Source organism: Nocardiopsis sp. MG754419, assembly GCF_018207095.1.
Taxonomy (GTDB): domain Bacteria; phylum Actinomycetota; class Actinomycetes; order Streptosporangiales; family Streptosporangiaceae; genus Nocardiopsis.
Map to the genome: position 1 here is coordinate 143,440 of NZ_QOCZ01000002.1, position 19,636 is coordinate 163,075.

At 71.7% G+C, this 19,636-nt stretch carries 14 protein-coding genes; 5 read left to right on the forward strand and 9 right to left on the reverse strand.

Annotated elements, in window-relative coordinates; genetic code table 11:
- Positions 1-38 precede the first annotated feature (38 nt).
- The 5 genes from DSY14_RS01135 to DSY14_RS01155 form a co-directional block, all read right to left on the reverse strand.
- Positions 39-1,169, reverse strand: a complete 1,131-nt coding sequence (locus DSY14_RS01135; protein WP_211714492.1) for a PLP-dependent cysteine synthase family protein — start codon at positions 1,167-1,169, stop codon at positions 39-41.
- Positions 1,170-1,276: 107 nt separating this feature from the next.
- Positions 1,277-1,603 carry a tetratricopeptide repeat protein gene (locus tag DSY14_RS01140; protein ID WP_211714493.1) on the reverse strand — a complete coding sequence of 109 codons (327 nt, stop codon included), beginning with the start codon at positions 1,601-1,603 and terminating at the stop codon, positions 1,277-1,279.
- A gap of 165 nt (positions 1,604-1,768) precedes the next feature.
- Entirely contained in the window at positions 1,769-2,296 is a 528-nt protein-coding gene (locus DSY14_RS01145; protein WP_211714494.1) for a carbonic anhydrase, read from the reverse strand.
- Positions 2,297-2,384: 88 nt separating this feature from the next.
- Positions 2,385-4,883 (reverse strand): DNA topoisomerase (ATP-hydrolyzing) subunit A, encoded by a 2,499-nt coding sequence (locus DSY14_RS01150; protein WP_211714495.1) that lies wholly within the window; start codon positions 4,881-4,883, stop codon positions 2,385-2,387.
- A 161-nt stretch (positions 4,884-5,044) separates the two neighbouring features.
- Positions 5,045-7,369: a glycosyl hydrolase gene (locus tag DSY14_RS01155; protein ID WP_211714516.1), complete on the reverse strand. Its 2,325-nt coding sequence runs from the start codon at positions 7,367-7,369 to the stop codon at positions 5,045-5,047.
- A gap of 293 nt (positions 7,370-7,662) precedes the next feature.
- Here DSY14_RS01155 and DSY14_RS01160 point away from each other — a divergent pair, with 293 nt between their 5' ends.
- Positions 7,663-9,819, forward strand: coding sequence for an ATP-dependent DNA helicase RecQ (locus DSY14_RS01160; protein WP_211714496.1), 2,157 nt, complete (start codon positions 7,663-7,665; stop codon positions 9,817-9,819).
- Positions 9,820-9,922: 103 nt separating this feature from the next.
- Here DSY14_RS01160 and DSY14_RS01165 read toward each other — a convergent pair whose 3' ends face one another.
- Positions 9,923-10,858, reverse strand: coding sequence for a carbohydrate kinase family protein (locus tag DSY14_RS01165; RefSeq protein ID WP_211714517.1), 936 nt, complete (start codon positions 10,856-10,858; stop codon positions 9,923-9,925).
- A gap of 276 nt (positions 10,859-11,134) precedes the next feature.
- Between DSY14_RS01165 and DSY14_RS01170 the strand changes: the two genes are divergently transcribed.
- The 4 genes from DSY14_RS01170 to DSY14_RS01185 all read left to right on the forward strand — a co-directional run bounded on the left by DSY14_RS01170 (position 11,135) and on the right by DSY14_RS01185 (position 16,380).
- The gene (locus tag DSY14_RS01170; protein ID WP_211714497.1) at positions 11,135-13,855 is read left to right on the forward strand and encodes a bifunctional GNAT family N-acetyltransferase/acetate--CoA ligase family protein; all 2,721 of its coding nucleotides are present in this window, start codon (positions 11,135-11,137) and stop codon (positions 13,853-13,855) included.
- A 68-nt stretch (positions 13,856-13,923) separates the two neighbouring features.
- On the forward strand, positions 13,924-14,520 hold the full coding sequence (locus tag DSY14_RS01175; RefSeq protein WP_249187114.1) for a DUF5998 family protein: 597 nt from the start codon (positions 13,924-13,926) through the stop codon (positions 14,518-14,520).
- A 310-nt stretch (positions 14,521-14,830) separates the two neighbouring features.
- On the forward strand, positions 14,831-15,649 hold the full coding sequence (locus tag DSY14_RS01180; protein WP_211714498.1) for an enoyl-CoA hydratase-related protein: 819 nt from the start codon (positions 14,831-14,833) through the stop codon (positions 15,647-15,649).
- Positions 15,650-15,726: 77 nt separating this feature from the next.
- Positions 15,727-16,380 carry an MBL fold metallo-hydrolase gene (locus tag DSY14_RS01185; RefSeq protein WP_211714499.1) on the forward strand — a complete coding sequence of 218 codons (654 nt, stop codon included), beginning with the start codon at positions 15,727-15,729 and terminating at the stop codon, positions 16,378-16,380.
- Position 16,381: 1 nt separating this feature from the next.
- On the opposite strand, the gene DSY14_RS01190 is transcribed toward DSY14_RS01185, so the two are convergent.
- From DSY14_RS01190 to DSY14_RS01200, 3 genes are all read right to left on the reverse strand, one after another.
- On the reverse strand, positions 16,382-18,469 hold the full coding sequence (locus tag DSY14_RS01190) for a CHAT domain-containing protein (protein WP_307851095.1): 2,088 nt from the start codon (positions 18,467-18,469) through the stop codon (positions 16,382-16,384).
- Between the two features lie 185 nt (positions 18,470-18,654).
- On the reverse strand, positions 18,655-19,053 hold the full coding sequence (locus DSY14_RS01195; RefSeq protein ID WP_211714500.1) for a carboxypeptidase regulatory-like domain-containing protein: 399 nt from the start codon (positions 19,051-19,053) through the stop codon (positions 18,655-18,657).
- The coding region (locus tag DSY14_RS01200) for an RNA polymerase sigma factor (RefSeq protein ID WP_374223965.1) at positions 19,050-19,636 on the reverse strand (587 nt) is incomplete at its 5' end. The genes DSY14_RS01200 and DSY14_RS01195, both read right to left, overlap by 4 nt.

Here is a 19,636-nt window from a genome sequence, read left to right on the forward strand (position 1 = left end):
ACTCCTCCCGACGGGCCCCGTGGCGTTTCCGCGGTTCCTCACGGTGCCCTGGGCGGCTCCCACACACCCTCGGCGAGGAAACGGTCGATGGCGTCCCGGTACGGCGTGGGGTCCAGGCCCCGTTCGGACACCCAGGCGTCGTTGTAGTAGCTGTGCTGGTAACGCTCGCCGCCGTCGCAGATGAGCGTGACCACGCTGCCGCGGCGGCCCTCTTGGAGCATCCTGGCGACCAGGTGCCACACACCCCACAGGTTCGTGCCGGTCGAACCGCCCGCGCAACGGCCGGTGAGGTCGTTGAGGTGGCGCATCGCGGCGATGCTGGCCGCGTCGGGCACCGGCATCATCAGGTCGATCACCGAGGGCACGAAGCTCGGTTCCATGCGCGGCCGACCGATCCCCTCGATCCGGGACGGCATGCCGGTGGCGTAGTCGCTCGCCCCGGTCACCCAACCGGGGAAGAACGCCGAGTTCTCCGGATCCACCACGGCCAGGCGGGTGTGCAACCGCCGGTAGCGGAGGTAGCGCCCGATGGTGGCGGAGGTACCGCCGGTGCCCGCCCCCACCACGACCCAGTCCGGGCAGGGGTGAGGCTCCATCGACAGCTGCTCGAAGATCGACTCGGCGATGTTGTTGTTGCCCCGCCAGTCGGTGGCGCGTTCGGCGTAGGTGAACTGGTCCATGTAGTGGCCGCCGCTCTCGGCCGCCAGCCGCTCCGCCTCGGTGTACATCGCCGGCGGGTCGTCCACGAAGTGACAGCGCCCGCCGTAGCGTTCGATGAGCGCGATCTTCTCCGGGCTGGTCTTGCGGGGCACCACCGTGACGAAGTCCAGCCCCAGCAGCTGCGCGAAGTAGGCCTCCGACACCGCGGTCGACCCCGAACTGGCCTCCACGATCGTGGTGCCCTCGGTGATCCACCCGTTGGCCAACCCGTACAGGAACAGCGAACGGGCCAACCGGTGCTTGAGGCTGCCGGTGGGGTGCACCGACTCGTCCTTCAGGTACAGGTCGATGCCCCACTCCGGGGGCAGCGGGAACACGTGCAGGTGGGTGTCGGCCGAACGGGTGTCGTCGGCGATCACCCGGCGCACCGCCTCGTCCGCCCAGGAACGGACACCGTCGGAGCATCGGTCGACCCACGGGGCGTCGGGGTCGGGTCGTTCGGGAGCCATGTGCGCAGCCTAGCCGTTCGCGCGCGGGCCGCGGCTCCACGGCCGGACGGGGACGCACGACATGGTGAAGGGCCGGAACACCGGTCCGGCCCCACGCGAGACGCCGCTCAGTCCAGGGATCCTCCGGACATCACCGCGTACATCCGCCGATAGGTCGCCGCCTCCTCATGGCGGTTCTGCCGCTCCAAGGTACGGGCCAGCGCGATGTGCGCCCAGTTGTCCACCGGGTCCAGTTCGATGAGCTTACGGAAGGTCGACTCCGCCTTGTTCAGCTGCGCGGAATGGAAATAGGCGCGGCCCAGCAGTTCCAGGAGGGAACGGCTGCCGGGCTCGTCCTCGACCACGGGTTCCAGGACACGGGCCGCGTAGATGGGGTCGCCCAGTTCCAGGAAGATGCGGGCCTGGTTGAAGGTGTCGTAGGTGCTCTCTGCCACGGTGCTCCTCTCGACGCGCCGCACCGCCGGCAGGGCGCGACGACCCTCCAGGTGATCGCCTTCCCCGCCGGGGTGGACGAGGCGGGCGTGGGTCCGGTGCCGGGAGGCGGCCGTGGTTCCCACGCCCACTGGAGTGATCCCCGGCCCGGACCACCGTGACACCTCTCAGAGGTCGACCGCGGTGACCTTGCCCGTGTCCACGTCGTAGATCGCACCGGCGACCGGCAGGCCGTCGGGCAGCAGCGGGTGGTGCCGGATCCGCTCCAGGTCGTGCCCGAGCGCGCCGATCTGGTCGTTGTCGGTGTGGAACTCCAGGCTGCGGGTGTCCACCCCGTGCTCGGCCATGATGAGGTCGTGCACGTCGTCGTCGCTGGCCACGGACGCCATCTTGCAGCGGGTGTGCGGCAGGACGAGGACGCGCTCCACACCCAGCAGGTACACCGCCAGCACGAGCGTGCGCAGGGTGTCGTCGGTGACCCTGGCGCCCGCGTTCCGCAGGATCTTGGCGTCGCCGGGCACCAGTCCCAGCGTCTGCAACGGCTCGATGCGCGAGTCCATGCACGTCACCAGGGCCAGCCCGCGTGCGGCCAGGGGCTTGAGCCCGGCCAACGCGTAGTCCTCGACGTACGCGGCGTTGGCGCCGAACACGTCGTCGAAGGGCCCTGGGGGAGTGGCGTCTTCGTTCACGCTCATGATGGTGTTTCTCCCTAACGTCCATGGGCACACGGAGAAGCGGACCGCACCCGACGTCGGTCGGGCGGGGTCCGCTCCCCGTGTGGCCTCAGGCGCCCTGGTCGGGCGCCGTGATACCGGAGTCGGTCTGTCCGCTACCCACGGTGGTGATGGCACGCGTCAGCGCCTCACCCGAACCGTCCCGTCGTTCGCTGCTGTCGGGCAGCCGGACCGGTTTGCCGTCGGCACGCGAGGCCCGGGCGGGCAGGCGTCCCACCCACGCGAGGAGCAGGGTGTCCTCGCCCTTGAGGTAGCGGTGGCAGCGTACACCGCCGGTGGCCCTTCCCTTGGCAGGATAGGCCTCGAAAGGTGTGACCTTGGCCGATCCGGCCTGAGTGCCCTCCAGAGCGCTCCCCGTTCCGGACACCGTCACCACGACCGAGTCCTCCGGGCTCGGCACCGCTCCGAACCACAGAACATGGGAGTCCTCGGCCAGCCGGACACCGGCCACACCGCCGGCGGCTCGGCCCTGGGGCCGTGCCGTGGAGGCGGAGAAGCGCAGCAGTTGGGCCTCGGAGGTGACGAAGGCGAGGTCCTCCTCGCCGGTGGAGAGCTGGGTGGCGCCGATGATCCGGTCGCCCTCCTTGAGCGTGATGATCTCGAAGTCGTCCTTGTTGGGCGGGTAGTCGGGCGCGACCCGCTTGACCACACCGCCCAGTGTGCCGACCACGAAACCGGGGCCCCGGGTCTGCATCGACACCACGGACACCACGGTCTCGCCCTCGTCGAGCTGGACGAACTCGCTCACGTCGATCCCGTGCGTCAGGGGAGGCGGGGTGTCCTTCGCACCCTCCTGCGGTGCGGGCAGCTCCGGCAGCTCCACGACCGGGACACGGATCATCCGTCCCAGACTGGTGACCAGACCCATGTCCGAACGCGAGGAGGTGGGCACCGACACGTGGATCGTGTCGTGCGCGACGCGCAGTCCCTCGTAGGGGCGGGGCAGCGTGGCGTCCTTGGTGCGCAGGATGCGGCCGTCCACGCCGAACAGCACGTGGCACGGCTGGTCGGCCATCTCCAGCGGGATGACCGCGGAGCGGGCGGCGCCGTCGCTCTCGCGCAACAGCGTGCGGCGCGGGGTGGCGAAGTTCTTGGAGACCTCGTTGAGCTCCTTGGACACGACCCGGCGGAGCTTCTTGTCGGACTCCAGGATCGAGGTGAGCTCCTCGATCTCCTTGTTCAGCTTGTCGCGCTCGGTCTCCAGCTCCAGGCGGTCGAAGCGGGTGAGGCGGCGCAGCGGCGTGTCGAGGATGTAGCGGGCCTGGATCTCGGACAGGTCGTAGGCACCCATGAGGGACTCGCGGGCGGCCGCGGTGTCGTCGGCCTCGCGGATGAGCGCGATCACCCGGTCGATGTCGAGCAGCGCCACGAGCAGACCGGCGACCAGGTGCAGCCGCTCCCGACGCTTCTTGCGGCGGAACTCGCTGCGTCGGCGCACCACCTCCAGGCGGTGGTCGACGTACACACGGAGGAGTTCGCGCAGGCCCAGCGTCTGGGGCTGGCCGTCGACCAGCGCCACGTTGTTGATGCCGAAGGACTCCTCCATCGGCGTGAGGCGGTACAGCTCCTCCAGGACGGCCTCGGGGTTGAAGCCGTTCTTGAGCTCGATGACCAGGCGCAGGCCCTGGTTGCGGTCGGTGAGGTCCTTGAGGTCCGAGATGCCCTGGAGCTTCTTGGACTGCACCAGCTCCTTGATGCGGCCGATGACCTTCTCGGGGCCGACGCTGTAGGGCAGCTCGGTGATGACCAGACCGGTGCGGCGCGCCGACACCTTCTCGATGGACACGGTCGCCCGTGTCTTGAACGTGCCGCGGCCCTTGCGGTAGGCGTCGCGCACACCGTCGAGGCCGACGATGGTGCCGCCGGTGGGCAGGTCCGGGCCGGGGACGAACTCCATGAGCTCGTCCAGGGTGGCGTCGGGGTGCGCGATGAGGTGACGCGCCGCCGCGACGACCTCGCCGAGGTTGTGCGGGGCCATGTTGGTGGCCATGCCCACGGCGATGCCGCTGGTGCCGTTGACCAGGAGGTTGGGAAAGGCGGCGGGCAGGACCTCGGGCTCGGTCTCCTGGCCGTCGTAGTTCGGTTTGAAGTCGACGACGTCCTCGTCGATGGAGGACACCAGCAGGTCGGCGGCGTTGTCCAGGCGCGCCTCGGTGTACCGCATGGCGGCCGGGGCGTCGTCGCCGCCCAGGGAGCCGAAGTTGCCGTGGCCGTCCACCAGGGGCACGCGCATGGCGAAGGACTGGCTGAGCCGGACCAGGGCGTCGTAGATGGCGGAGTCACCGTGGGGGTGGAGCCGGCCCATCACCTCCCCGACCACACGAGCGCACTTGACGTGTCCGCGGTCGGGCCGCAGACCCATCTCGTTCATCTGGTAGAGGATGCGCCGCTGGACCGGCTTCATGCCGTCGCGCGCGTCCGGCAGCGCGCGTTGGTAGATCACCGAGTACGCGTACTCCAGGAAGCTGCCGCGCATCTCCTCGGAGACGTCGATGTCGATGATCTTCTCGGCGAGATCCTCGGGGGGACGGGAAGTAGTACGGGCCATGTCCGTAATTCTGGCCTGCTCCGGTGACTGAAACGTACACAGGCGCGTGGTCGGGCGTGTGTGAGTCGCGTTGCAGCGGGTTTCCGTCTCGCCGTGGAAGGGGTTTTCCGCCCCCGGCCCAGGGCCGGGGGCGGAGCACTTCGTGTGGGGCGCGGGTTCCTCTAACCGCTGGTCACAGCGGTCTCACCCGCGGGGACGTCCAGGGTCGTACCGTCGGAGAAGGCGACGGTGAGGGACTCCGAGGTGGGGTTGAAAGCCGTGTAGGTACGGCTTCCGGAGTCGTCGAAGACGGCGTAGTGGGCGGTGTCGGCGGTCACGGACACGTCCACGGTGCCGAACTCGGCGAGCGTGGACACCCACTGGTAGGTGTGCGGCTTGGAGCCGCCCGCCTCGGGCTCGTAGGTGTCCCACTGCTCCTCGAACATGCGCAGGGCGTCGTCCCCGTCGGAGAGGGCACGGTGCGCCCAGTGGATGTCGCGCCAGATCTCGGGTTCGCCGCCGAGCTTGTCGACGAGCGAGTCGTAGATCATCCCGGCGTGCTCCGGGTCGTGGCCCAGGTACAGCGAACCGGCGGTGATGGGCAGGTAGTTGATGCCGTAGTGCTCCTCGTGGCCGCCGTCCCACCAGATGCGGTAGTCGCCGCCGTCGCCCCAGACCATGCCGACGACGTCCTCGAGGTAGTCCTCGGGGAAGGTGCCGCCGCCCTGGTCCTGCCAGTAGCGGGCGATGGTGGAGGCCTGGGTGGTGTGCAGGTACACGCCGAGGTCACGGAGCTCCTCGTCGCCGGTCAGGGCGCCGAAGTGCGCGGTGGCGGCGGCGAAGTGCATGCCCTCGGAGGAGGACTCCTGGTTGTTGCCCGCGGCGAACCCGGCGTGCCCGGAGGCCCAGCCGTGTCCGGCGTAGGGCGAGAACGAACGCAGACGGGGGAACATCGCGTCATCGGCGTCGGTGGAGGCGACGTCGCGGATGAGGAGGCGGATCATGCCGCCCCAGGCGTCCTCGTCGGCCCAGTCGGCGTCGTAACGGGCGACCATGGCCGCCGCGGAGACGAAGTAGCCGTAGTGGAAGTCGTGGTCGTTGAGCTCGGTGGCGGCACCGAAGCTGTCGGGGTAGCCGAGCATGGCGCCCCAGTCCGCGTCGTGGTGGAACTGGCGGGTCCCACCCGCGGTCAGCCAGTCCTCCAGACGCTCCTGGACCAGCCCGAGGAGTTCGTCGCGGGCCTCGGTGTCACCGATGGAGTCGGCGATGGGCACGAGCTGGGCCAGGCGACCCATGGCCTTGCCGTCCCAGTAGGTGTCCCCGGGCTCGGGGAAGAGCTCCTCCTCCGCCAGGACCTCGTCGATGAGCGAGGCCATGCGGTCGTGGTCGGCCGAGTCCACGGTGGGCAGGGAGGGCATGATGCCCTGCGTGGTGAGCTCGGTCGTGAAGGAGGCACCCTCGGACACCCGCATCTCGCCGCGGGGCGAGGCGTAGGTCAGGTCGGTGAGGTCACCGGTGACGTGCTCCCACTGGTGCGGGTAGAGCGCCATCAGGGTGCCGCTCTCCTCGCCCTCGCGCGCCTCGGTCTCCACGCTGTAGGTGCTGGTGAGGGTGGCGGCGGACTCGTCGTAGTCGTACTCCACCACCGAGTCGGTGACGACGGAGTGCGCGTAGGGGGCGAAGGCGTCCAGGTCGTCCGGGTCGGGCAGGACCGCCACGGAGTAGTACCCGTCGTCGCCGGTGGCGGCGGTCAGGGTGTCGCCGGACAGGTTCCAGGGGGCGTCGGAGGGGGAGAACAGCGCGTAGTGGCGCCCGTTCACCGTGGCGCCGACGGTGGAACCGTCCTCGTGCCAGATGTCCGGGGCGCTCTCGAAGGTCACCTCGGCGTCGCCGCCGGAGGTCTCGGCGTAGGCGAAGGGCAGGCCCTGACCGAGGGTGACCCGCAGGGTGGAGCCGCCGCCCTCCCAGTGGGCGGTGACGGTCCAGTCGCCGTTGCCGGCCGTGCGGGTGTCGGGCGAGTCCAGCCCGGACACACCGAGCGCGAGGTCCGCGACGGCGGTGTACTCGTACTTCAGGTCCTCGCCCACGAGCTGGTGGGTGTCGGGGTAGCCCATGTCCAGGCCGCCGGAGTGCGGCAGGAAGCTCAACGGGTGGGCGAAGAGGTTCTCGCCGTAGGGGTTGTCGGCGTAGCGCTGGAAGATGAGCGAGGACCACCACTCGTTGGTGGGGGCCGGGCCCTCGAAGTCGTCGGTGACCTTCGGGGACACCGGGTTGCCGTCCAGATCGGAGGGGCCGGAGTACCCCTCGGGCATGGTCTCGGCGTAGCCGCCGGAGCCGACGGGGACCTCGGCGACCTCGGCGGAGACGTGGGCGGCGCCGCCGGTTCCGGCGCCGGTGACCGCGAGTGCGGAACCGCCGACCACGAGCGCCGAGGCGGCGGCGAGCAGGCCCAGCCTGCGGCCGCGTGGGCCCGGTCGCGCGTGAGCGGGGTGTCGGGGGTGAGCCATCATGTGCCTTTCGTGCTTCTCGGCGGGGAGCGAACGTAGCGGGAGCGCTCCCATTGGGAGGACATGAGCCCTGGCGGACAGTGTTCGTATCGCCACGCTCGAACGCAATGGCACAAGTCGAGAATGTTTCCTTTCCGTGACCCTGTGGATCTTGTGGGATGAAGCGGAACCCGGTCCCCGTCGGTGCCCCGTCCGCCGTCGCGCGGTCCGCCGACCGGCGGCTTCCCCGCGCCGAGCGATCGAACCTGTGGACGGGCGCTCGGTGCGGCCCCGGCTCTGGTACCAAAGAGGACATGGCCTCTCCCACGGACCTCACCACCGACACCGGCGCCCTGCGCGAGCGCGCCGAGGAACACCTGCGCGCCCTCGCGGGGGACTCCGCCCGCCTGCGCGAGGACCAGTGGACCGCCATCCACGCCCTGGTCGCCGAACACCGGCGCGCGCTGGTGGTACAGCGCACCGGCTGGGGCAAGTCGGCCGTGTACTTCGTGGCCACCGCGCTGCGCCGCGCCGAGGGCGCCGGTCCCACCGTCATCGTCTCGCCGCTGCTGGCACTGATGCGCAACCAGATCGCGGCCGCCGAGCGCGCCGGCATCCACGCCCGCACCATCAACAGCGCCAACGTCACGGCCTGGGAGGAGACCTACGGCGAGGTCGCGCAGGGGCGGGTGGACGTGCTGCTGGTCAGCCCGGAACGCCTCAACAACCCCGAGTTCCGGGACCGGGTCCTGCCCGAACTCGCCGCGGGGGCGGGTCTGGTCGTGATCGACGAGGCGCACTGCGTCTCCGACTGGGGCCACGACTTCCGCCCGGACTATCGCCGCATCCGCTCCCTGCTGCACGACCTGCCCGACGGTGTCCCGGTGCTCGCCACCACCGCCACCGCCAACGAGCGGGTCACCCACGACGTCGCAGAACAGCTCCAGGCCGGGGCCGACCGGGCCGACACCCTCGTGCTGCGCGGCACCCTGGAACGGGAGAGCCTGCGCCTGGCCGTGGCCGAACTGCCCGACCCCACCGCCCGGATGAGCTGGCTGGCCGAGCACCTGCCGCAGATCCCCGGTTCGGGCATCGTCTACACCCTCACGGTCGGCGCGGCCGAGGAGACCGCGCGCTTCCTCACCGAACAGGGTCTCCAGGTGCTGCCCTACACGGGCAAGACCGACCCCGACGAGCGCCGTGCCGCCGAGGACGCGCTCTTGGACAACCGGGTCAAGGCCCTGGTCGCCACCAGTGCCCTGGGCATGGGCTTCGACAAACCCGACCTGGGCTTCGTGGTGCACCTGGGCGCCCCGCAGTCGCCGATCTCCTACTACCAGCAGGTCGGCCGTGCCGGTCGTGGCGTGGATCGCGCCGAGGCGGTGCTGCTGCCCGGGCGCGAGGACGTCCAGATCTGGGAGTACTTCGCCGGGTTGTCCTTCCCACCCGAGGAGACGGTCCGTCAGACCCTCGCGGTGCTGGCCGAGGCCGAGGGACCCCTGTCCGTCGCCCACCTGGAGACCCGGGTGGACCTGCGTCGCACGCGCCTGGAACAGATGCTCAAGGTGCTGGACGTGGACGGCGCGGTGAGCCGTGTGCGCGGCGGCTGGATCGCCACCGGACGGCAGTGGACCTACGACGCCGAACGCTACGCCCAGGTGAGCGCCGCCCGCGAACGCGAACAGCGGGCGATGCTCGACTACATCGCCACCGACACCTGCCGGATGGAGTACCTCCGCCGCCAGCTCGACGACCCCGAGGCCACCGCCTGCGGCCGCTGCGACGTGTGCACGGGCCGGTACTGGAGCACGGAGGTGGACTCCGGGCGCCGTCAGGCCGCCGCCGACCACCTGGACCGCCCCGGCACCCCCATCGCCCCGCGTCGCCAGTGGCCGACCGGGATGGCCACCCTGGGAGTGCGGCTCTCCGGGAAGATCCCCCCCGAGCTGCAGGCCGGAGAGGGGCGCGCCCTGGGGCGGCTCACCGACATCGGCTGGGGCACCGACCTGCGTCGCGTCCTCGCCGAGGACGCCCCGGACGGACCCGTCGACGAACGGATGCTCCACGGTGTGGTGCGGGTCCTGGCGGGCTGGGGCTGGGAGAACCGGCCGGTGGGCGTGGTCGCCATGCCCTCGCTCACCCGCCCCACCCTGGTGGCCGACCTGGCCGACCGGCTGTCCTCGCTGGGCAGACTGGTCCCGCTGGGATCACTGTCCTACCGGACCGACCGGGGTCCCGGCCCCCGCCGGCACAACAGCGCCATGCGCCTGGAGCAGGTGTACTCGGTGCTGGACGCCGACCCCGGACTCCAGGAGCGTGTGGCCCAAATCCAGGCCCAGAACCCGGGACCACTGTTGCTGGTGGACGACCTGGTCGACACCGGCTGGAGCCTGACGGTGGGCGCCGCCGTGCTGCGCCGCGCCGGGGCCCCGGAGGTGCTGCCCCTCACCCTGGCCACCACCGGCGGCTGACCCGGGGCCGCGTTCCGTGTGCTCGCGGGCGCCCTGGGGCGAGGGCCCGCCCACGAACAGCCGTGGGGCCCGTGGTGATCACCACGGGCCCCACGGGACTCCTCTAGCGGATGCGCTGGCCTCGGGGGGCTCCTCTGCGCACCGGCTGCCCCTCGCCCAGGTCCGGGCGGGCGCCCGGCTGGTGCAGGGCGCGAGCGGCCAGGCGGCTGGCGCGCCCCAACGCCTCTTTGGGGTGGCGGCCGGCCAGCCACGCGGGCAGGAACCCGGCGACGAACGCGTCACCGGCGCCCACCGAACCAGGGGAGGGCTCCACCGGCTCGGCCGGAGCGGTCACGCAGTCCTCGCGCGTCTTGGACGCCCAGAGGCCGCCCTCCTCGCCGAGCTTGATGACGACGTTGGGGAACCAGGCGGTCAGCACCTTGGCGGCGGCCTCGGGGGTGTCGCGGCCGGTCAGCACCCGGGCCTGGTCGACGTTGACGAACAGCAGCCGCGCACCCTGGGTCCAGTCCAGGAAGTTCTCCGCGCCCGCGCGCTCCAGCGGCGCGTGCGAACCACCGTCCACCGAGATCGACATGCCGCTCTCGCGCGCCATGCGCAGGGCCACCCGGGCGGCACGGCGCGAGTCGTCGTTGATCAGCGTGTAGCCGGACACGTGCAGGTGGCCGTCGGGGCCGAACACGTCGCGGGGCAGGTCCTCGGGCTGCAGGCGGGCGTTGGCGCCCGGGTCGCTGAGCATCGTCCGGTCGCCTCGGTGGGTGATCATGACGACGCAGTGACCGGTGCCGCGCTCGGGGTCCATGACCATGCGCGAGTCCAGGCCGTAGCCCATGAGCTCCATCTCGCGCGTACGCCCGGTGATGTCGGAGCCTCGACGACCCACGAACGTGGTCTCGGTTCCTTCGACCGACAGCCAGGCGGCGATGTTCGCGCCGGAGCCGCCGCCGTACATGACCACCGAGGCGGGGGTGTCACTGCCCCTGGCCAACGGGTGGAACGCGCGCGCGACGGCGTCGGTCATCAGATCACCGATCACGACCACTCGAGTCATTTCGACAGCCACCACCGAGGGTTGAGAACCTGTGCCCGCACGACGTTAACAGCTTAACGATCAGGGGCGGGTAACGAACTGACAGCACCACGGACACACGGTCACGGAGGCGTTGTCGGGGTCGAACGACCCACCGGAACAGGTTACGCCGACCCGGATGTGGACTGGTCCGTCGACGCTCGCGACAGGGGCCGATCCGGTGGTGATTTCTGTCGGACCGCATGGACTTTCTCCGGATTCGGCCGATTGTCGTCTAGTCTCACAGTCGTGCAGTCCTACCCGAACCACTGGGAAGCCGACGTCGTCCTCACCGACGGAGGCACCGCGCATCTGCGCCCCATCACCCCTGACGACGCCGACCTCCTGCGCGAGTTCCACGCACGGCTCTCACCGGAGACGATCTACTACCGGTTCTTCGCGCCCTACCCCAAGCTGTCCGACCGTGACGTGAAACGCTTCACCACGGTCGACTACGAGGACCGTGTGGCCCTGGTCGCCACCATCTCCGACTCGCTCGTCGCGGTGGTGCGGTACGACAAGGTCGCCCCGGAGGAGGCCGAGGTCGCCTTCGTCGTCGAGGACGCCCACCAGGGGCGCGGTCTGGCCTCGGTGCTCTTGGAGCACATCGGCGCGGCCGCCCGCGAGCGCGGCGTGCGTCGCTTCATCGCCGACGTGCTGCCGGAGAACCGGCGCATGATCAACGTCTTCCGTGAGGCCGGGTACACCGCGCAGCAGACCTTCGACGAAGGGGTCATCCGGCTCACCCTGGACCTGCAGCCCACCGACGGGTCCCAGGAGGTCATGCGCGCCCGCGAGCAGCGCGCCGAGTCGCGTTCCATCGCACGCCTGCTCTTTCCCGAGTCCGTCGCGGTCATCGGTGCCAGCCGCACCGCGCACACCATCGGTCAGACCGCCCTGCGCAACCTCCTCGGCGGTGAGTTCCAGGGGCCCGTCTACCCGGTCCACCCCGAGGCCAAGGCCGTAGTGGGCGTTCGCGCCTACCCGTCGGTCCTGGACATCCCCGACCAGGTCGACCTGGCCGTGGTGGCGGTCCGCGCCGACATGGTCGTGGACGTGGTCGAACAGTGCGCCGAGAAGGGTGTGCACGGCCTGGTCGTGGTCAGCTCCGGGTTCGGTGAGACCGGGCCCGAGGGCCGGGTCCGCCAGGACGAACTGGTGCGCACCGCCCGCGCCGCCGGCATGCGTGTGGTCGGACCCAACTGCCTGGGCATCGCCAACACCGACGCGTCGATCTCGCTCAACGCCACCCTCTCCCCGGACCTGCCCCCGGCGGGCCCCATCGGGTTCTTCTCCCAGTCCGGTGCGCTGGGCCGCGCCATCCTCCAACGGGTCGCCGAGCGGGGCATGGGACTGTCCACGTTCGTCTCGGCCGGCAACCGCGCCGACGTGTCCGGCAACGACCTCATGCAGTACTGGCAGGAGGACCCCGCGACCCAGGTCGTCCTCCAGTACCTGGAGTCCCTGGGCAACCCGCGCAAGTTCACCCGACTGGCGCGGCGCCTGGCCAAGCAGAAGCCGGTCGTGGCGGTGCGCAGCGGCGGTTCGGCGCACACCACCCCCACCGGTCACGCCGCCGGTGGGCTGGCCCTGCCCGACTACGCCGTCACCTCCCTGTTCCAACAGGCCGGCGTGGTGCGCGTGGACGACATCACCCAGATGTTCGACGCCGCCCAGGTGTTCGCCTACCAACCGTTGCCCGGGGGGCCGCGCGTGGGCATCATCGGCAACTCCGACTCCCTGGAGCTGCTGGTCAAGGACGCCGCTGTCCGACAGGGGCTCAAGCCGCACGACCCCGTGAACCTCGGGCCGCAGGCCACCGCCGAGGACTTCGACAACGCGCTCCAGGCCGCCTTGGCCGCCGACGACGTCCACTCGGTCGTGGTGGTGTTCGTCCCGGCCCTGCACCCGATCGGCGACGACGTGGCCCGCGCGCTGCGAGCCCGTTCCCTGGAGTCGGGCAAGCCGATCGTCACCACCTACCTGGCCCGCCAGGGCATCCCCGAGGAACTGCGCCACGTCGGCGACCTGGGGCAGACCCTGCACGGTTCGGTGCCGTCCTACCCCGCCCCCGAGGACGCCGTGCGCGCCCTGGCGCACGCCACCCGCTACGCCCAGTGGCGCGACCGCAAGCCCGGTCGGCACCCCGAACTGCCCGACATCGATGGGGCCCGCGCCCGCGCGGTCATCGCCCGGGCCCTGGCCAAGGCCGACGCCGAGAAGGGCGACATCGCCTGGTTCGGCGGTGATCGCCGCTACGACGAGGAGACGGCGATCTCCAGCGAGGACGCCCGCGACCTGCTGTCCTGCTACGGCATCGCCGCCTACCCCGACATCCGGGTGCACTCGGCGGAGGAGGCCGTGGTCGCGGCCGGAGAGCTGGGCTACCCCGCGGTCGTCAAGGCCGACGCCCCCGATCTGCGGGTCCGGGCCGGCGGCACGTTCGTCCGCGCCGACCTGCGCGCCCCCGAGGACGTGCGCAGCGCCTACCTGTCCCTGTACGACCGCTTCGGCGACGACGCCGAACTGGTCGTGCAGCGCATGGCGGCGCCCGGTGTGCCCACCGTGGTGCGGGCCGGGGACAACCAGTCCTTCGGCTCCGTGGTCTCGTTCGGTCTCGCGGACGTCACCGCCGAACTCCTCGACGACCGTTCCTTCCGGCTCGCGCCGTTGACCGACATGGACGCCGCCGACCTCATCCACGCGGTCCGGGCCGCCCCGCTGCTGTTCGGTCTGCCCGCGGGGGCGACCTCGCTGGCCGAACAGCCCAACGTGGAGGCCCTGGAGGAACTTCTCATCCGGGTCTCGCGCCTGGTGGAGGCGTTCCCCGAGATCGGCTACGTGGACCTGGACCCGGTACTGGTCAACGCCACCGGCGCCCACGTTCTGGGGGCCCGCATGTGGCTGCGCGAGGCGCCCGAGGTGCGCCCCGACTCCGGGCCCCGCAGGTTGCGCGGGGTGACGTTCTGATCCGGCCGTGGGCCTCGCTCTTCGCCGGACGGTCGCGAAGTGTCATCGGAAGGGGGCAGGATAGGGGTATGAGGAAAACACGTGCCGTGCCCACAGACTGGCGTCTGGAGATCGAGCGGAGCGGGTACTACCCCGCGCTGGTCATCGACGCCGTCGCCGACGTCCTGGGCGACGAGGACGCTCAGGCGTTCATCGTGCACCACGAGGCGACCTTCGACCCCGCCATGGAGATGCGGCGGCACATCACCGTGATGCTGCTGACCGCGACCCGCCTGGTGGTCTGCCACACCGACGAGCACCCACCGACCGAGCCCGGCGGCGCCTCGCACGCCTCCACCACGACCGACAGCATCCAGTTGGGCAACGTCCAGTCGGTGGCCCTGACCCGGGTGGTGCCCAACCCGGCCCAGTACACGTCGGGCAGCATGCCCAGCGAGCTGGTCCTCAGCGTCAACCTGTCGGTGAACTGGGGCGCGGTCGCCCACATCGACCTCGAACCGGCCTCCTGCGCGGACGAGAGCTGCGAACTCGACCACGGCTACACCGGCGCCATCACCGCCGAGCCGCTCACCCTCAGGGTCAGCGAGGCGGCCGACGGTGCGGAGGCCGTGCAGTCGATGCTGCACTTCTCCGACGCGCTGTCCCGGGCGGCCCGGGGCCGCTGAGCCACGTCGGCGAGGGGCGGGGACCGTCGTGTCCCCGCCCCTCGCCGTCTTCGGTGGGCGTGCGGTACGGCCGTGTGACGCGTGAGGTGCGGGCGTGTTCCGGTCAACGTGGGCGCCTCCGTGCGTCACGTGGACTTCATCGACGGAGTGTCCTGGAGCGTGGTGCCGCAATGATGCGGCCGTCTAGTGTGGTGATCGGATTTTGTGCCTACCGCCACAAGACAGACGCCGGCGGCCACGAGCCGCACGCGTGTTCCGCGCCGTGCCCCCAGGTCCACGCGCGCGTTCAACGGAGAAAGGTCAGTCTGCGATGACGCAGCACCCGCCGTCCGCGACCCCCGACACCCCGCTCGTGCGGTGGAGCGTCGATCGGGCCATCGCCACGATCACCCTCGACTCCCCGCGTAACCGCAACGCCCTCTCCGCCCGGTTGCGCACCGAGCTCTCCCGGGCCCTCACCGACGTCATGACCGACGACGAGGTACGCGGTGTCGTGCTCACCGGAAGCGGACCGGTCTTCTGCGCCGGCGCGGACCTCAAGGAGGTCGGTGCGGCCCTGGCCGGAGAACCGGTCGAACCCGCGCCCGAACTTCCCGAGATCTTCGAACAGATCATGGGCGGGCCCAAACCGGTGATCGCCGTGCTCAACGGGGCCGCCCGCGCCGGCGGTATCGGTCTGGTCGCCGCCGCGGACATCGCCCTGGCCCCCAAGAGCGCCACCTTCGCCTTCACCGAGGTGCGGATCGGCGTCGTCCCGGCGATCATCTCCATCCCGGTCTCCGCCCGCATGCACTCGCGTCAGCTGAGCCGCTACTTCCTCACCGGCGAGCTGTTCGACGCCTCCGCCGCCGCCAAGGCCGGACTCGTCACCCAGGCCGTGTCCGACCGGGACATGGAACACGCCGTCGAAGCGATTCTTCAGGGACTGCGCGGATCCGCCCCGCGCGCCCTGTCCCGCACCAAGCAGCTCATCGGCGACCTGGAGGGCGGGGCCCAGGCCGCTCCCGACCGGCGCATCGAGGCGTTCACGCGCATGGGCGCACTGTCCGCCGAGTTCTTCGCCGGAGAGGACGCCGCCGAGGGGCGCACGGCCTTCTTCGACAAACGCCCGCCACACTGGGCCCGGTGAACCGGAGGTCGCACACCCGACGACCCGGGTGTGCGACCTCGGTTCGCACGCTCTCCACGACAGGCCACAATGGTCGGGTGAGCTACTCCGGAGATACCAGGGTCGGCGGCCCCGCCGACCTGCGCCAACTACCGCACCTGACGATCACCAAGCTGGCCGTCGGCCCGATGGACAACAACGCCTACCTCCTGCGCTGCCGCGCGACGGGAGAGGCCGTCCTCATCGACGCCGCGGCCGACCCCGAACGCATCCTGGAGATGATCGGCGAGGAGGGCCTGGCCCGCGTGGTCACCACCCACCGCCACCAGGACCACTGGCAGGCACTGGCCGAGGTCGTCGGCCAGACCGGTGCCCGCACGGTCGCCCACCCGGACGACGCCGACGAACTTCCGGTGTCGGTGGACGAACCCGCGCACCACGGCGGCACCATCCCCGTCGGGGACTGCGTGCTCACCGTCATCCACCTGCGCGGTCACACGCCCGGGTCGATCGCCCTGCGCTACGACGACCCCGAAGGCCACACCCACCTGTTCACCGGGGACAGCCTCTTCCCCGGCGGGGTGGGCAAGACCTGGTCCGACGAGGACTTCCGTACCTTGTTCGGTGACGTCTCCGAGCGTGTCTTCGGCGCCCTGGCCGACGACACCTGGGTCTACCCCGGGCACGGCGGCGACACCACACTGGGCGCCGAGCGCCCCCACCTGTCCGAGTGGAGCGAGCGCGGCTGGTGAGTCAGCCGACGTAGCAGCAGAAACCCACGTGTCCGAGGTGGTCGGCGACCGCCTCGGACACGTCGGCGCCGCGGACGAGCGCCCGATGGAAGACGAGCATGGCCGCGCCGGTGCGCTCGTCCGAGACGGGCAGCGGGCTGGCCACCACGGTGTGCGCGCCGAGAGCCAGCAGGGTGCCCGCGAAACCGCCCGGTGCGCGCGTGAGGAAGCCCCGGCCGCCCCAACACGTGGCCAGGGTGACCAGCGCCGACAGCGGTGGTGACCGGACCAGGTCGTGGGCGAACAGGGGCCCGTCGGCGAACTCCACCCGGGACCGCAGGGCCGACCGCGCGTCGGTGCGCCCGTGTCCCGCGAGGTGGACCAGGTCCGCACCGGCGAGCGCCGCCAGGACCTGGTCCCGCCGGGCCCCTTCCAACACCCGCGCCCCCGGGTAGGTGCCCGCCAACGCCCGCACCTCCGCACCCGCCCCGGCCGGTTCGGTGGCCGCGGCCAGCAGGACCCGCGGACCCCGGCGGGGGCGATGCCGGATCCAGGCCCGCGCGCCGGCGACGACCGTGACCGGACGCCCGCGCAGCCCCGCCAACAGTCCCCAAGGCGGGTCGTCCAGGTAGGGGGCGCCGGTGACCACCAGGGGGCGCTCGCCGGTCAACGGCAGTATCGGTGCCACCAAGGCCTCGGCGAGGGGGTCCAGAGCCCGCCGCGCGTCGCCGAGCGGTGTCGCCGCGCACGCGTGTCGTGCCCCCGCCAGCAGGCGGCGCAGCCTCAGGAGCGGGCCCAACGGCGCCGCGTGGACCCGGCCGGCCACCGCAACGAGAGCGACGGCCTGGTCCGAGGCCCGGGAGAAGTGCACGAACGCCCGATCGCCCAGGGTGTCGAACAGCCGGTCCAGCACCGGTCCGTGTCGCGGCCGTGGGCGGGCCACCATCAGGTCCGTCTCCGGGGGCGTGCCCGTCACGGCCGGCAGGGTGTGCCGTGTGATCTCCGGACGCGTCGGCTCCGCCCATTCCAGCGCCGCAGCCGGGTCACCGACCGCCAGCGCCCCCTCCAGCCCCGCCTGGAGTACGTGGGGGTCACCGCACCCCGATCCCAGCCACGCGCCCGGAAGGGGTGCGCCGCCCGAGGGGCGTGGTCCGGCGGTCACCGAGGCGGACCCGATCGGCCCGAAAGGCGCGTGCACGGGGACGGCGCCCCGGACGAACGGGTTGCCCGCGGGTGACCGCGGGCCGGACGCTCCCGTGCCGGCGGTGGGTGCCTCGTCCACGGTGTCGGGCACCGGGGCCGCGTCGACCCCGGCCGGCAGGTGCGCGGCGAGGGTGGCCAGGGCGCGCGCGGCGTCGGGGGTCGTGTGCGGCGCGGTGGTGGAGGGCGAGCGCAGCTCCAAGGCCTGCCGCGCGCGTTCGAGGGGGCGGCTCCGGTGGGTGCGTGCGGCCAGCCTCTCCAGCCGTCCGGCCAGGCCGTGCCAGGGCGACCCCGGACCGATGTGCCGCCGGACGCGTCGGGACAGCAGGAGCGCGGCCCGGTGGTCGCCCTCCAACAGGCGGAGTTTGGCCTCCAGCAGAGTGCGGACGTGGTCGCTCGGTCCTTCCCGCCAGGGCGCCTCCGCCAGGGTGCGGCCGGCCTCCTCCACCTGCCCCTCGGCGAGCAGGGCCTCCGCCAGGTCCACGCGCAGCGCCTCCTGGCGGTCCGTGGGGACCAGCGGCATGAGCGCGAGGAAGGTCCCGATCGCGCGGGGCGCGTCGCCCCGGTACAGGTCCAGGCACCCCTGGTTCTGCCGGGCGACCGTGCCGAGGAGCGGCAGGCCCCGGTCCTCGGCCAGGGCGCGGGCCTCCTGCAGGTGGTCCCGTGCCGGACCGAAGCGTCCGCACAGGGCCTGGGCCAGCCCCAGGTCGGTGAGCACCCCCGGCACCACCGGTGCGAGGTCGGCGGCGGGGTGCCCGCGCAACAGGCCCCGAGTCTCCTCCAACAGGGCCACGGTGTCCTCGAAACGCCCGTCCCGGGCCAGCCTCACCCCGTCGGCGACTCTGGCCAACAGGGGCCGCGCGGCGCGCAGGATCGCGGCGGAATCGGGCGTCGCGCTGGGGGACAACACGTCCGGCTGCCTTTCGCCAGTGGGGCCGGTCGTCTCCAGTGATAGCAGCGCGTCGGTCGGTCCGGGAGCGTCCTCGGACAACCTGGGGACGAACGAAGCGGGACCGAAACGGCGCTATCCCGACAAACGGTGGGCGTGCGCGCGGGGTCCGCGTGGGACCGCCCCGGTTTTCGGGTCGGTCCTATTCAGATCGTGAACCAGTCGGTGACCGCGGTGGGGTGGCCCGAACGCACCACGGTCAGCGACAGGGGGCCCCGGGGCAGGTCCTCGGCGTGGAAGGCGCCGTCACCGCCCACGAACACGCGCAGCCGCTCCTCGGGGCGGTGCAGGAACACCTCCACGTGGTCGAACTCGCCTCTCACCAGACCGGCGAGCGAGCTCCCGTCCTCCCGGGCGCACAGGTGCAGGTCGATCACCAGGTCGTCGAGGTGGAGGCACAGCGTCGTCGTGGCGCCGTCGCCGCCGTCACGCGAGGCCGCGGCGGGCGGGGCTGTGTCGAGCACGGTCCGCACCGGGCGCGCGCGGTCGAGGGAACGGTCGAAGGCGGCCAGCGCCGCCCTCCTGCCGGGTTCTGTGTCCTTCACGGGTCGGGCACGCCTTTCTGTCGGTCGGGCGCCGCCAGGGAACGGCGCAGTCGGCGGAACAGGTTCCGCCGCTCGTTCGCGGTGGTGCGGTGGGAGACCGGCGCGGCCCCGGGGGAGTCGTCCAGGTACTGCCGGGCGATCCGTCGGTCGGTCGGGCCGAGCGCGTCGATGGCCCGGTGGAGCTCGGCATGGCGCTCCTTGCGCAGGTACGCGTCCTCGACGTCGAGGAGGTGGTCGGCCCATCCGGCCAGCCGATGCGGATCGACCGGCACCTGACCACGGGCGCGGTCGCGTTGGCGTCCGCACTCGCTCCGGGTCACACGGCGCAGCCAGGCGCCGAGCAGGTGGGGGTGGCGCAGGCGCGGCAGGTGCCGGTTGAGGTTCAGCCACACGGTCTGTACGGCGTCCTCGCGATCCTGCCGTGCCAGGCCGTAGGAGCGGGCGACGCGGTTCACGGTGGGCAGGTGGCGGTCCACGATCTCCTCCCAGGCGCCGGTGTCGCCGTGGCAGGCGTCCAGCACGAGTTCGGCGTCGGAGCGCGGGTGCGGGGTGGGGCCGAATGTGGCCGTAACCGGCAGGGGGG